Genomic DNA, 13,329 nt, shown 5'->3' on the forward strand with positions numbered 1-13,329 from the left:
CATGCAAGCGCTCTACCAACTGAGCTATAGCCCCGGGCAGTTCACAACCGGGCCACACCTGTGCGGTGCCTCGTCCGTGAACGGGAGGAAGCCTAACCGGTGACCAGGCCGGATGGGAAATCACGGAACGGTCTGCCCGGGGCGGGCTGTACGGCGACGGTCCGTCCGGCGGTCAGTCGTCGTCGCCCAGCACCGGCTGCGGCAGCGTTCCCGCGTTGTGTTCCAGCAGCCGCCAGCCGCGGGCGCCCTCGCCCAGCACCGACCAGCAGCAGTTGGAGAGTCCGCCCAGCGCCTCCCAGGTGTGCGGCACCAGGCCGAGCAGGCGTCCGATGGTCGTACGGATCGTGCCGCCGTGGCTGACGACAACGAGCGTGCCGCCGGGCGGCAGCTTCTCCACGCTCCGCTCCACGACGGGGGCGGCGCGGTCGGCGACCTCCGTCTCCAGTTCGCCGCCGCCGCGTCGTACGGGCTCGCCGCGCTTCCACGCCGCGTACTCCTCGCCGTACCGCTCGACGATCTCCTCGTGCGTCAGGCCCTGCCAGTTGCCCGCGTAGGTCTCGCGCAGCGCCTCGTCGTGGATGACCTCCAGGCCCGTGATGGACGCCAGTTCCGCCGCCGTCGCGACCGTACGGCGCAGGTCGGAGGCGAGGATCGCGTCGGGGCGCAGGGCCGCCAGCAGCCGGGCGGCGCGGCGGGCCTGCTCCAGTCCCGCCGGGGTCAGCTCGATGTCGGTGGAGCCCTGGAAGCGGCGTTCGAGGTTCCAGGCCGTCTGGCCGTGCCGCCAGAGAACGATCCTGCGGTCGCGCCGCATCGGCGGTGCGGGGGTGGGGGTCACGGCGGGCTTCGCCGTCACCGGGCGCCGTCGCTTCCGTCCCGCTCCGGCGGGGTGCCGGCCGTACCGGCCGAGCCGTTCGCGCCGTCGGCTGCACCGTCGGCCCCGGCCCCGGCCTCCCGCGCGGCGTGCTCGCGGTCCTTGCCCCGGGTCGCCTTCGCGTCCGCGGGCAGCTCCAGTTCGGGGCAGTCCTTCCAGAGCCGCTCCAGCGCGTAGAAGACCCGCTCCTCGCTGTGCTGTACGTGCACCACGATGTCCACGAAGTCGAGGAGCACCCAGCGTCCGTCCCGCTCGCCCTCGCGACGGGCCGGTTTCGCGCCGCGCTCCTTCAGCAGCCGTTCCTCGATCTCGTCGACGATGGCCTTGACCTGCCGGTCGTTGGGCGCGGAGGCGAGCAGGAAGGCGTCGGTGATGGCGAGGACGTCGCTCACGTCGTAGGCGACGATGTCGTGCGCGAGCTTGTCCGCGGCCGCCTGGGCGGCGGCGTCGATCAGCTCGATGGAACGTTCCGTGGCGGTCACAGGCGAGGCTTTCGAATCGGTGGCGACGGTCAGGTGTGCGTTTGCTGCGTATGCACGAACCAGGATCTCACGCCCGGACGGGGGCTCTCACTGCTTGTAGTCCTTGCCCAGCACGACCGTCACGTCGGCGTTCGCCGCGCCCTTGCCCTTGCGGACGGCGCTGCCGGGCAGCCCCAGCGTCTTGGCGACCTCCTCCGCCTTCGCCTTGTACTTGGCGTCGCCGTACGTCACCTGCGAACGGGCCTGCGCCGCGCCGCCCGCGCCGCCCTTGACGACGTTGTAGCCGCTGTTGACCAGGTCCGCCGCGGCCGCGTCGTCGCTGCCGCGGTCTCCGCTGGCGTTGACGGTCTTCACACGGGGCGCCGCGTCCGGGTCGCTGTTCTTCACGGTGCCGCCGAGCACCTGCTTGACCAGACCGTCGCTCGTACGGGGGCTGAGGGTGCCGTTGGCCCGTACCGGCAGCACCTGGGTCTGGTACGCGCCGGACTTGGCCTGGCTCGCGAGCTTCGCCAGCGAGGCGCCCAACTCGGCCTCGGGCAGGGAGGGATCGGGGATCTGGCCGAGCGTCTCGACGGTCTTCGTCGCCGACTTGGAGTCGCTGGAGAGCTTCCGCAGCGTCTGCTGGATGACCGCTCCGAAGCGTTCGAGCTGGCGCGTCTGGGGCTCGCCGCGGCCGCGGTACGTGGCGTAGGCGACGGCGGCGCGGCCGTCGAGGGTCTGCGCCTTGCCGCGCTTGACCACCGGGTCGTCGCCCTTCTTCTCGCCGGGCACGGTGGTGTTGGCGTCGATCTGGACGCCGCCGACCAGCTCGACGAGGTTCTCCAGATAGGGGGTGTCCAGGCGCCAGCTTCCCTTGATGTCGGCGCCGAGCAGCGTGCCGAGGGACTCCCTGGTGGGGGCGGTGCCCTCGTCCTCGACGGCCTTGCCGAGGGTGGTCGTGGTGCCGTTCTCGCCGGAGACGGCAAGGGAGTTGGGGAGCAGGACGGTGTTGCCGCGCTTGGCGTCGGCGTTGTCCACGAGCAGCGCGGTGGAGCTGCCGCCGCCGTTCAGCGAGCGCAGATGGACGACGATCACGTCCCGCTGCTGGCCCGCGGCCGTGGCGGCGCCGCCCTTCTCGTCGCTCAGGCCGGGCAGCTTGCCCGCGTACCAGAGGTAGCCGAGGCCGCCGGCCGCGACCATGACGAGCGCGACGACGAGGGTGACGACGCGGTTGCGTCCGCGGCGCTTGGCCTCCTCGCGGCGCTCGGTGCGGCTCTCGCTGAACTTGAGCCAGTCGATGACGTCTTCGGAGTCGTCGGCGGCCTCCTCGACGAAGGAGAACTGCTCGGTGCGGTAGCCGTCACCGGAGGCGGAGGTGCTTCCGGTTCCGGGTCCGGAGGCGGAGCCCGGGGCCGCGCCCGTTCCCGTGCCCAGGCCCGTGGTCGTGCCGCGGTCCGCGGGCGCGTCCGGGCCCGGGCCCGGTTCGCCCGTCCGTCCCGGTCCCGGCTGCTGCGGGATCCACTCCTGCTGGGGCTGGGCCTGTTGCTGCTGTTGGGGGTGCTGCGGCTGCTGGTACGGGCCGTAGGCGTCCGGACCGCCCTGTCCGCCGGCGCCCTGCCCGTAGCCCTCGGGGGTGCCGTAGCCGCCGTACCCCTCGTAGCTCTCGTAGCCCTCGCGGGTGCCGTAGCCGTACTGCTGCGGATCGCCCTGTCCGGGGGTCTGCTGCTGCGCTCCGTACGGCCCGCTCTCCTCGAAGCCGTAGACGGGCTGCCCGTAGTCGTCGTAGCCGAGGAACCGCGGCGCGGCTCCGCCCTCCTGGCCGCCCTGCTGCTGCCCGTACGCGTCGTATCCGTAGCGCTCGTTCATGTGTGGGGCGCCTCCTCCCCGTACAGGCCACGCTTGTTGATGTAGCGCACGACGCCGTCGGGCACCAGATACCAGACCGGGTCGCCACGGCGTACCCGCGCGCGGCAGTCCGTCGAGGAGATGGCCAGCGCCGGGACCTCCACGAGGGAGACGCCGCCGTCCGGCAGTCCGGGGTCGGTGAGGGCGTGCCCGGGGCGGGTGGCGCCGATGAAGTGGGCGAGGGAGAAGAGTTCGTCGGCGTCGCGCCAGCCGATGATCTGCGCGAGGGCGTCGGCGCCGGTGATGAAGAAGAGGTCCGCCTCGGGGTCGGCCGCCCGCAGGTCGCGCAGGGTGTCGATGGTGTACGTGCGGCCGCCGCGGTCGATGTCGATGCGGCTGACCGAGAACTGCGGATTGGACGCCGTCGCGATGACCGTCATCAGATAGCGGTCCTCGGCGGGTGAGACCTGCTGGTGGCTCTTCTGCCACGGCTGTCCCGTGGGCACGAAGACGACCTCGTCGAGGTGGAAGCGAGCTGCCACCTCGCTGGCGGCGACGAGGTGCCCGTGGTGGATCGGGTCGAACGTCCCGCCCATCACTCCCAGCCGCCGCTTGCCGGTGCCGGGCACTATGTCCTCTCCCATGCGAGCCGACCTTATCCCCTCGTACTCCGCTCCGCTGCTCCGCCCGTACGACGCGGAGGACGCGACGGACACGGGATCCGCGGGGGACGCCGGCGACGCGGCACGGGTGACGCCCGTGCCGGCGGCGGGAGCAGTGACAGCGGTGCGGTGACGGCGCGGACGCCGGAGGTCAGCGGTCCCGGTTGAAGCGGGTCGTGATCCACAGCAGCAGGAGCAGCGCCAGCAGGGCCCCGCCACCGGTGAGGAAGGGGAGCACCGGGTCGTGCTCCGCGTGCTCACCGCCCTCGGAGGCCAGAACGGCGAAGGCGTGGTGCGCGGTGCTGGAAAGCGTCATCGTCGGCAGGACCTATCACGTGTGGGCCGGACAGTACGGTGCGTGCCGCACATCGTATGCGGGGCGTCCGCGCGGGCCCAGCCCGCCTCCGGCTTCCCGGCAGCGTCCCGCTCCCTTTCACGGGTCCGCGCGCACCTCCGGCACCCTCCGCACACCTTCCGTCCCTTCCCGTACCGGCCGAACCGCCCGTACCTTCCGCGCAACCTTTACGGGGGCGTGCGACGTCTCTCCCCCACGTCCGGGCTTTCGCCCGGAACGCGTTCGCCCCGGGCATTCCGGTTCCGAGCGCCTAGGCTGATCTCAACCCACCGATACCCGGTGATGACGACAGGGGGGACGCGATGAGCGACACCACAGGCGGCACCGAGCGGCTGCCGGGCCGCAACCGGCGCCGCTTCCCCGGGATCTCCTCCCGGGCGTACGAACATCCCTCGGACCGCTCCGCGCTGGTCGCGCTGCGCAAACTGAGCGGATTCGACTCGGTGTTCAAGGCGCTGAGCGGGCTGGTGACCGAGCGCAGCCTGCGGCTGCTCTTCCTCGCCAACTCGGTGCGCGTCAACGACGAGCAGTTCGCGCACCTCAACTCGATGCTGCGGGACGCCTGTTACATCCTGGACCTGGAGAAGGTCCCGCCGATGTACGTGAGTCAGGACCCGAACCCGAACGCGATGTGCATCGGCCTCGACGCCCCGGTCATCGTGGTCACCACGGGTCTCGTGGAGCTGCTGGACGAGGAGGAGATGCGGGCGGTCGTCGGCCACGAGGTGGGCCACGCCCTCTCCGGCCACGCCGTCTACCGCACGATTCTGCTCTTCCTCACCAACCTCGCCCTCAAGGTCGCCTGGATCCCGTTGGGCAACATGGCGATCATGGCCATCGTGACGGCGCTGCGCGAGTGGTTCCGCAAGTCGGAGCTGTCGGCGGACCGTGCGGGTCTGCTCGTGGGGCAGGACCTGCAGGCGTCGCTGCGCGGTCTGATGAAGCTCGCGGGCGGCAACCATCTGCACGAGATGAACGTGGACTCCTTCCTCGCACAGGCCGAGGAGTACGAGTCGGGCGGCGACATCCGCGACTCCGTGCTGAAGATCATGAACGTGCTGCCGCGCAGCCACCCCTTCACTGCCGTGCGCGCGGCCGAGTTGAAGAAGTGGTCCGAGACCCGCGACTACCAGCGCATCATGGACGGCCACTACGACAAGCGCGAGAACGACAAGCAGACGTCGGTCTCCGAGTCGTTCAAGGAGTCGGCCGGGCACTACACCGAGTCGTTCAAGAACAGCAAGGACCCGCTGATGGGTCTCGTACGCGACATCGCGGGCGGCGCGGGCGACCTGGGCGGGAAGCTGCGGGACACCTTCACCGGACGGACGGCCGGCGGCAACGGCGGCTCCTCGGACGGGAACAACGGCGACGGCGGCGGCAACGCCGGTGGCTCAGGCGGCAGTTCGGCCTGACGGCCGTCCCCGTCGCCGCGCACGATCCCCCGGCTCCCTTTCTGCTCCCCCTGTTTCGTCTCCGATCCCCCGACATCCGACGGGCCGCTGCGGCGGCCCGTCGGCGTGTACGGGGCCGTCACGGGCTACGACGGCCGGTCGGCGCACACTGTCAGTACGGGCCCGGCACACGGGAGTTGACCCGGCGGCTGCGGGACCCCGCGGCCCCGCGACGCATCCGGCGCACGTCACCTCGCACGGTGCCGTCCGCCGGCCGTCGCTAGTCGTCCTTCTGCGCCGCCGGGCTCGGCTGCGAGCTGGTGGACAGCACGCCGCACAGCGAGGCGGAGGAGCGTCCGCGCGCGTACGGGTCGGTGCCCGCGGCGCCGTCGTCCTTGGCTTCCTCGCCGGCCATCAGCGGCGCCAGCGCGTCCGACATGTCGGCGGAGCAGGGCAGCGGCCCGGCGCGCATCGAGACCTGCTCGACGCTCAGTTGCTGCCGCCGCAGATCCTCGCGGTCGACCTCGAAGCGCACCTCGCGCCGCACCGTGAAGAGCGACGAGTGCTCCTCCGCCTTCTCCCCCTGACCGTCCTGGGTGGGACGCACCGCGTACACGAAGACGTGGTCCGCGACGACCTCCAGGGCGTCGGGCCCCGCCTCCTGCACGGTCATCGAGCCGCTGACGCGGATGCGGGGGTCGGCGAGCGTCGTCTTGGACGGGTCGAAGCGGACCATCCAGCCCGTCGCGGAGTGCCGTCCGTCGTTGCGCGGGTGGTCCATGCTCTGGTCGAACTGCTCGTGCTGCGCCGGGTCCAGCATCAGCCGTACGTCGCGTACGGCGTTGCCGCTGAGCACCGCCGGGTCGAGCGAGCTGCTGACGACGTACTCCTTGGCGGCCGTCAGCGAGGAGAGCACCTGGCTCTCGGAGAAGTGCCGGGTGCGGCGCACCGGCGGCAGCGTGACGCCGTCCGCCCCGGCGCGGAACTGCGCCGCGGGGCTGTGCTGGAAGAGGTCGGCGGGCTTGGCGCCGGGCACCTGGTCGCGGGGCGCGAGCGGCAGCAGCGAGTTGCGCATCGGCTCGGCGGGCGGCTGCGGCGGCGCCTGATACGGGTTGCGGACGCCCATGTAGATCGCCGTGCCGAAGGCGAGGACGATCAGCAGCACCAGGACGATGCCCTGCCGGGAGGCGGTGATCGAGCCGCGGCCGTAGGTCGTGTTCAGCTCGCCGTCGGACGTCTCCGCGGTCGACGGGAGCGCACGGTTGCGTACGGCGGCGTGCTCCTCGTCCTCCATGCGCTCGCGCGCGGAGAACTCCTGGAGCTGCGCAGCCTTGATGAAGGACTCGTCGAAGACGACGGATCGGTAGTCGTCGCGATACTCGTCGTCGCCCCCGGAGGCGTCGTCGGGTGTTCCCTCTGGGGGATTGCCTCGCCCGGCCATACCAACAGAGTAGGTCCGCCCGGCGTCGCGTAAACGCTTCTGTGCGTCGACAAGTCGGCGAATACGTGTGTTCGTGAACACCTCGTCGCTCCGGCGTGACGAGCCGGTGACAGTACGGCCGCCGCACGGCCGCTTCGAGGCCGCGGAAGACGGAGATGTGAACGCCGTGTGTGCACCCGCCGAGGCGGACTGCCCATGGACGTACGGCACTTGGGCGGGGCGCGGACCCTTGCGCGGGGCGCCCCTCAACCCGTACGGGACTGTACGGGAATGCCCGGTATGCCCTGTGCGCCGGCGCCGCGCTTGCTCGACGAGGAGTCCACGCCGGTCGTGGCGGGCGGCGGCGAGGGGTCCTGGCGCTGCTGTGAGGTGCTGCGGTAGACGGCGCCCAGGGCGAGGGCGACCATGCCGATGCCCATCATCAGCGCGAGCAGCCAGGCGACGGGCCGCTGCCAGCGCGCGTGCCCACGGTAGGGGCGGTGGCGGGGCGCGGCGCCGTGCTTGCCGTGTGCGTGACGGGGACGGTAGTCGGAGCCGTGTTCCTCGCCGAGGTCGAAGCGGGGGTCGTAACGGCGGTTGATGCCGAAGCGGATGTACTGCCCGTACTGGTCGTACTGGTCGTAGTGCGCGAAACGGCCGTACTGGTGCGGGCCGTAATGCCCGGTGTCCCCGAAGGAGTTGAAGCCGTAGGGGCCGTAGGACTCATAGGGCCCGTAGGACTCGTAGTGGTCGTACTCGTCGCCGTCGACCGGTTCCAGATACTCGGTGTAGTCGGAGCGGTCGAAGCGCCCCTCGTCGTCGTCCGGGTCGTCCGGATCCTCGTCGCCGGCCAGGCCGTCCGGGTCGGCGAAGCCGTCGGGATCGTCGTCGAAGCCGAACTCGCCCTCGCTGCCCGGCCCGTAGACATGGCCGTCCTCGAAGCCGCGGACAGTCTCGCTCTCGGCGTGGGACTGCGCGGCGGCCAATATGCGCTCGACGGCGGTGGGTTCGTGGATGACCGCGGACCGTACGAAGTCCTCATCGAGCACCAGGGCGGCGAACTCCTCGTCCGCGGCCCCGTGATGGAACTCGGGCTCCTCGCCGTCCTGGAACGGCTGGCCCCCCAGGTCGTCCGGCACGCTGTCAGCGTAGACCTTTGCGGTCGATATGGGCAGGGAGAAGCGGGATTCCGTCACAACCGGCGAAAGGGCCCTCGGCGGCGGCGCCGATGCACTAATCGCGCGTGTGGCCGTCCCCTGTGACCACGTATTTCGTGGACGTCAGTTCCGGGAGTCCCATCGGTCCGCGCGCGTGCAGCTTCTGCGTGGAGATGCCGATCTCCGCTCCGAATCCGAACTGGGCGCCGTCCGTGAAGCGTGTGGAGGCGTTGACCATCACGGCCGTCGAGTCGACGAGCGCGGTGAAGCGGCGGGCTGCCGCGGTGTCCCGCGTGACGATCGCCTCGGTGTGCCCGGAGGACCAGGTGCGGATGTGCCGCACCGCGGCCTCCAGCGACGGGACGACGGCCGCCGCGATGTCGTACGACAGATACTCGGTGCCCCAGTCCTCGTCGGCGGCGGGGACGACGTCCGCGCCCGCCTTCTGCCACGCCGCGTCGCCGTGCACCGTCACGCCCGCCTCGCTCAGCGCCGCGAGCGCGCGCGGCAGGAACTCCTCCGCCACCCCTTCGTGCACGAGGACCGTCTCGGCGGCGTTGCAGACACTCGGGCGCTGCGCCTTGGAGTTGACGAGGATGCCGACCGCGGTGTCGATGTCGGCGGCCTCGTCGACGTAGACATGGCAGTTGCCGACGCCGGTCTCGATGACGGGAACGGTGGACTCCTCGACCACGGAGCGGATCAGGGAGGCGCCGCCGCGCGGGATCAGCACGTCCACCAGGCCGCGGGCGCGCATCAGTTCACGCACGCTCTCCCGGCTCTCGCCGGGCACGAGCTGCACCGCGTCGGCCGGCACACCGGCGCCCGCGACGGCGTCGCGGACCACCGCCACCAGCGCGGAGTTGGAGGCGTACGCGGACGACGAGCCGCGCAGCAGCACGGCGTTGCCGGACTTGAGGCAGAGGGCGGCGGCGTCGACGGTGACGTTGGGCCGGGCCTCGTAGACGATGCCGACGACGCCCAACGGGACGCGGATCTGGCGCAGTTCGAGCCCGTTGGGCAGCGTCGAGCCGCGGACGACCTCGCCCACCGGGTCGGGGAGCGCCACCACGTCGCGTACGTCGGAGGCGATGGCGGCGATGCGTTCGGGGGTGAGCGTCAGCCGGTCGACGACGGACTCGGGCGTTCCGGCGGCGCGGGCCTTGGCCACGTCGGCGGCGTTGGCCTCGACGATCTCGTCCGTACGGTCGGTGAGCGCGGCGGCGACGGCGAGCAGGGCGCCGTCGCGGACCGTGCGCGGCAGCGGCGCGAGCTCGGCGGCGGCCTCCTTGGCACGGCGGGCGGTCTCGGTGACGGGCGAATCCGGGGTGGCGCTCATGTCTCCGAGCTTAGTCGCGCGGGCGGCGCGGACGGCGGCCCGTCCCACCGTGCGGGACGGGCTTGAGGGCGAGCGGAGGTGCGGAGGGACGAACAGGGGCACGAGCATGGGCACGGACATGGGGACGGCCGCCGGACCCCCGTACCGGCGACCGTCCCCCGTGCCCCCCTGCTCCCCCCCGGTCTCCCCCGGCTGTGGTGCGCGCGGGTCAGACCCGTACGCAGCGCACGCGCAGCTCCACGCGCAGTCGCCGGCCGGTCATCCCGGGCGAGGCCGTCACCCCGAACTCCCGGCGGTCCACGTCCGCCGCGGCCCATACGGTGAACTCCCCCTGGCCCACGTTCCGTTCGTGGACCTCCAGGGCCAGCGGGCGGGCGGCACCGGCGACGGTGAGCGTGCCGGTGATCCGCCACGTACCGTCGGCCGCTTCCTCCACACCGTCGGCGTCATAGGTCATGACGGGGTAACGGGCGGTGTCGAGGAAGGCCGGGGAGCGCACGGTCTTGTCCCGTGCGCGGTTTCCCGTCGAGAAGGAGCCGGCGTCGATCTCCGCGTGCGCCGAGGAGGCGGCGAGCGGTTCGACGACGTCGACCGTCCCCGCTCCGACCGTGAACGTGCCCCGCACCGGCAGCAGTCCGAAGAAGTGCCGGGTCGTGAAGCCGAGCGCGGAGGCCGCGGTGTCGATCTCGTAGCGTCCGGGGCCCGGGGTGCGGGCGGCGGCCGGGTCGTGGTCCTGTCGCGTTTCCATGTCCTCAAGTGGACGACGGGGACGGCCTGTTGCGGCAGGGCGGACCGTCGTCTCCGCGCCCGACGGAAGGACCGCGGCGGGAGTGCGCGTACGACTTTCGTAGGGTGGCGCACCCTCCGTTCGTTCCGCACGTCCCCGGCGGCGGTCACACGCGCACGTCACCGGCATTACCGTGTGGCCACGACAGAGGGAGGGTGCGCACCGTGGCTGAGCCGGGACCAGGACGGGGAACGGGCACGTGCAGCCGGCGCCGCAGCGTCGTCGACGCCGCGATCGCCGTCTTCTTCGTCCTCCTGGACACGGGCCTGACGCTCGCCGGTGAGACGTGGTGGCCGCGGCACCCGGACACACCGGCCTGGATCATGCTGGGTCTGCAGGCCGTGGCGTGCGCGTCGCTGGTCCTGCGGCGCCGGGCGCCGCTCGTGGTCGTCGCGGTGCTGGGCGGCTTCACGCTCGCGGTGACGCTGCTGATCTCCCCGGGCGGTGTGCTCACACCGGCGAACCCGGGAAATCTGTGGGCGCCCTTCTCGACGGCGGTCGCCGCGTACGGCCCGGTGCTCTACCGGCCCGGGGAGCGCCGTACCGCCTTCGTCGCGCTCGCCGCCTTCACCCTCGTCGTCGCGCGGCCGTGGGATCTCTCGTACACCGTCGCCACGATCGGTGTGCTGCGCACGGCGGTGGGGCCGCTGCTGGCGCTGTACTTCGACGCGCGCAGGCGTCTCGTACGCGCCCTGACGGAACGCGCCGAGCGGGCCGAGCGCGAGCGGCATCTGCTCGCCGAACAGGCGCGCGCCGAGGAACGCGCGCGGCTGGCGGGCGAGATGCACGACGTGGTGACGCACCGGGTGAGCCTGATGGCCCTCCAGGCCGGTGCGCTGCGGGTGACCGCTCCCGACGAGGCGACCCGGCAGGCCGCCGAGGAGCTGCGGGCGGCGGGCTGTCAGGCGCTGGAGGAACTGCGCGATCTGATCGGCATCCTGCGCACGGAACCGGAATCGGAACCGGAGGAGCACGCGGGAGGCGGCTCGGTCGGGTCGGCCGGGTCGGTGGCGGGGTTCGCCGAACTGGTCGCGGAATCGGGCGCGGTGGGGACTCCGGCCGAACTGGTCGAGGACGGCGACCGGAGCCTCGCCTCCCCGGTCGTGGCGCGTACGGCACATCGCGTCGTACGGGAGGCGCTCACCAACGTCCGTAAGCATGCGCCGGGTACGCGGGTGACGGTGCACGTCGAGTACCGCGAGACACATGTCCGCGTCTCGGTGCACAACACCGCGCCGCACAGTGCCGCACAGCACAGCACGACACCGAAGGCGGTGTCTCCGGCGGTGTCTCGGGCTGGGGCTCCGGCTGGGGCCCCGACCGGGGCCCCAGCCACGGGAGTCGCTCAGGGCGTGGCGGGGGCTCTGGCCGTTCCCGGGGCTTCGGCAGCGGCCGAGGCGGCCGCCACCGCCGCGGTGCTCGCGGGCACCGGCTCGGGTCTCGGCCTCGCGGGGCTGCGCCGCCGGCTGGAACTCGTACGGGGAACGCTGCGCGCGGGCCGCTCCCCGGACGGCGGCTTCCGCGTCGAGGCGACGCTGCCCGCGTACGTCGCGACGGCCGAGGCGGCGGTGGGGGCACCGTGAGCGCGGCACGCGGCGTCCGCGTCGTGGTCGTGGACGACGAGCCGATGGTGTGCCGCTTCCTGCGGACGATCCTCGGCTCGGCCGACGACATCGAGGTGGCCGAGGAGGCGCACGACGGTGCGGCGGGCGTCGAGGCCGTCGTACGGTCCCGGCCGGACGTGGTGCTCATGGATCTGCGCATGCCGGGCGTGGACGGCCTGACCGCGATCGAGCGCATCCGCGAACTGCCCGATCCCCCGGCCGTGGTGGTGCTCACGACCTTCGACGCCGACCAGTACGTGCTGCGCGCGCTGCGCGCCGGAGCCGTGGGCTTCCTCGTGAAGTCCACGCCCCCGGAGGACCTGATCGGTCTGGTACGGGTGGCGGCGGAGGGTCATACCGTGCTGTCGGCCGCGGCCGCGCGGCGTCTGGTCGCGGCGTCGTCCGACAGCCACTCCGCGCGCGACCGCGCCCGCGAGCTGACCGGGTCGCTGACCGAGCGGGAGACCGAGGTGCTGGCCTGCCTCGGCGAGGGCCTGGCGAACGCGCGGATCGCGGAGCGGCTGTATCTCTCCGAGGCCACGGTCAAGGGCTATGTGTCCCGGGTGCTGGACAAGCTGGGCTGTGTGAACCGCACCCAGGCCGGACTGATCGCCCACGACGCGGGCGTCGCCGGCCCCTGACGGAGGGCTGGAATCCGGTCCTTGCGGGAGCCGGAAGGGCTGGAACCGCGAGGACTAGAGAGGACTAGAAGGGGTGGACGCCCATCGAGGCGGCGGGCGGCGGGCCGTACCCCTCGGCCACCCGCTGCTGATACGTCTCGCGCCCGATGACCTCCAGCCCGACGATCTCCCACGGCGGAAGCTTCGCCGAGGTGCGGTGCTCGCCCCACAGCCGCAGCGCGACAGCGGCGGCGTCGTGCAGATCGCGCGCCTCTTCCCAATAGCGGATCTCCGCATGGTCGTTGGCGTACCGGCTGTTGAGCAGGAAGGGGTGGTCGTAGGCGAGCTGTTCCAGCGCGCGCCGCACCTCTTTGAGCGGGGCCTCCTCACCGGCGACGCTGAGGGTGATGTGCCACAGGCGGGCGTGTTCCCGCCGATCCGCACCCGCGCCCGTACGTGATTCGGCCCGCTGCTCGGTGTCAACGCTGACCAGCCGTCTCACGGTTGGCCTCCTCGTCCGGTGGGTGCTCTCGTTTCCGGGCGTCGCTCCCTGCCGCACGACCCCTGATACAAAGTTGACCAGTCCGCGACCGGCCGCGTGGCCGTTTTCCGGAAGGTGTCCGTGGAAAGGCTGGTCTTCTCCGTCGGGCGGTGACGGTTCGGACACCTCGCCCTCGCCCTCTCCACCAACCATTCACGCGCGGGCGCGCGGCCCGGCGCACGACCGCTGCCGCACGCCGCGACGCCCCGGCCGCCCCCGGCACAGACGGCCCGGACCGCCCCCGCCTCAGACGTCGAGCAGCACCAGATCGTC

The 13,329-nt window shown here is 72.2% G+C and carries 14 protein-coding genes; 4 read left to right on the forward strand and 10 right to left on the reverse strand.

Annotated features, from left to right (window positions below; all coding sequences use genetic code 11):
• Positions 1-172: 172 nt before the first annotated feature.
• From AN218_RS33000 to nadD, 4 genes are all read right to left on the reverse strand, one after another.
• On the reverse strand, positions 173-811 hold the full coding sequence (locus AN218_RS33000) for a histidine phosphatase family protein (RefSeq protein ID WP_070020713.1): 639 nt from the start codon (positions 809-811) through the stop codon (positions 173-175).
• Between the two features lie 38 nt (positions 812-849).
• Positions 850-1,353, reverse strand: coding sequence for a ribosome silencing factor (gene rsfS, locus AN218_RS33005; protein ID WP_070020705.1), 504 nt, complete (start codon positions 1,351-1,353; stop codon positions 850-852).
• An 87-nt stretch (positions 1,354-1,440) separates the two neighbouring features.
• On the reverse strand, positions 1,441-3,198 hold the full coding sequence (locus AN218_RS33010; RefSeq protein ID WP_070020706.1) for an LCP family protein: 1,758 nt from the start codon (positions 3,196-3,198) through the stop codon (positions 1,441-1,443).
• A complete protein-coding gene (gene nadD, locus AN218_RS33015; protein WP_070020707.1) occupies positions 3,195-3,821 on the reverse strand; it encodes a nicotinate-nucleotide adenylyltransferase in 627 nt (208 codons plus the stop codon). Before nadD ends, AN218_RS33010 begins: the two co-directional genes overlap by 4 nt.
• Between nadD and AN218_RS37325 the strand changes: the two genes are divergently transcribed.
• Complete coding sequence (locus tag AN218_RS37325; RefSeq protein WP_171908886.1) at positions 3,820-3,972, forward strand: hypothetical protein; 153 nt, start codon at positions 3,820-3,822, stop codon at positions 3,970-3,972. The two genes, nadD and AN218_RS37325, sit on opposite strands and share 2 nt — an antisense overlap.
• A gap of 18 nt (positions 3,973-3,990) precedes the next feature.
• Here the strand turns inward: AN218_RS37325 and AN218_RS37330 are convergent, their stop codons facing one another.
• Positions 3,991-4,155 (reverse strand): hypothetical protein, encoded by a 165-nt coding sequence (locus AN218_RS37330; RefSeq protein ID WP_171908887.1) that lies wholly within the window; start codon positions 4,153-4,155, stop codon positions 3,991-3,993.
• A 341-nt stretch (positions 4,156-4,496) separates the two neighbouring features.
• Between AN218_RS37330 and AN218_RS33020 the strand changes: the two genes are divergently transcribed.
• Complete coding sequence (locus AN218_RS33020; RefSeq protein ID WP_070020708.1) at positions 4,497-5,609, forward strand: M48 family metallopeptidase; 1,113 nt, start codon at positions 4,497-4,499, stop codon at positions 5,607-5,609.
• A 259-nt stretch (positions 5,610-5,868) separates the two neighbouring features.
• Here AN218_RS33020 and AN218_RS33025 read toward each other — a convergent pair whose 3' ends face one another.
• The 4 genes from AN218_RS33025 to AN218_RS33040 all read right to left on the reverse strand — a co-directional run bounded on the left by AN218_RS33025 (position 5,869) and on the right by AN218_RS33040 (position 10,252).
• Complete coding sequence (locus tag AN218_RS33025; protein ID WP_070020709.1) at positions 5,869-7,029, reverse strand: SCO2583 family membrane protein; 1,161 nt, start codon at positions 7,027-7,029, stop codon at positions 5,869-5,871.
• Positions 7,030-7,274: 245 nt separating this feature from the next.
• Entirely contained in the window at positions 7,275-8,147 is an 873-nt protein-coding gene (locus tag AN218_RS37680; RefSeq protein WP_070020710.1) for an SCO2584 family spore wall biosynthesis protein, read from the reverse strand.
• A 94-nt stretch (positions 8,148-8,241) separates the two neighbouring features.
• Positions 8,242-9,624, reverse strand: coding sequence for a glutamate-5-semialdehyde dehydrogenase (locus AN218_RS33035; RefSeq protein WP_338059661.1), 1,383 nt, complete (start codon positions 9,622-9,624; stop codon positions 8,242-8,244).
• A gap of 88 nt (positions 9,625-9,712) precedes the next feature.
• Positions 9,713-10,252, reverse strand: coding sequence for a YceI family protein (locus tag AN218_RS33040; protein WP_070020712.1), 540 nt, complete (start codon positions 10,250-10,252; stop codon positions 9,713-9,715).
• A gap of 203 nt (positions 10,253-10,455) precedes the next feature.
• Here AN218_RS33040 and AN218_RS33045 point away from each other — a divergent pair, with 203 nt between their 5' ends.
• Positions 10,456-11,874: a sensor histidine kinase gene (locus AN218_RS33045; RefSeq protein WP_079132855.1), complete on the forward strand. Its 1,419-nt coding sequence runs from the start codon at positions 10,456-10,458 to the stop codon at positions 11,872-11,874.
• Positions 11,871-12,536, forward strand: coding sequence for a response regulator transcription factor (locus AN218_RS33050; protein WP_258396094.1), 666 nt, complete (start codon positions 11,871-11,873; stop codon positions 12,534-12,536). The genes AN218_RS33045 and AN218_RS33050 overlap by 4 nt, the downstream gene beginning before the upstream one ends.
• A gap of 64 nt (positions 12,537-12,600) precedes the next feature.
• Here AN218_RS33050 and AN218_RS33055 read toward each other — a convergent pair whose 3' ends face one another.
• Positions 12,601-13,017: a hypothetical protein gene (locus AN218_RS33055; RefSeq protein ID WP_375537816.1), complete on the reverse strand. Its 417-nt coding sequence runs from the start codon at positions 13,015-13,017 to the stop codon at positions 12,601-12,603.
• Between the last annotated feature and the right edge of the window lie 312 nt (positions 13,018-13,329).

This window comes from Streptomyces nanshensis, assembly GCF_001751255.1.
GTDB classification, from domain to species: domain Bacteria; phylum Actinomycetota; class Actinomycetes; order Streptomycetales; family Streptomycetaceae; genus Streptomyces; species Streptomyces nanshensis_A.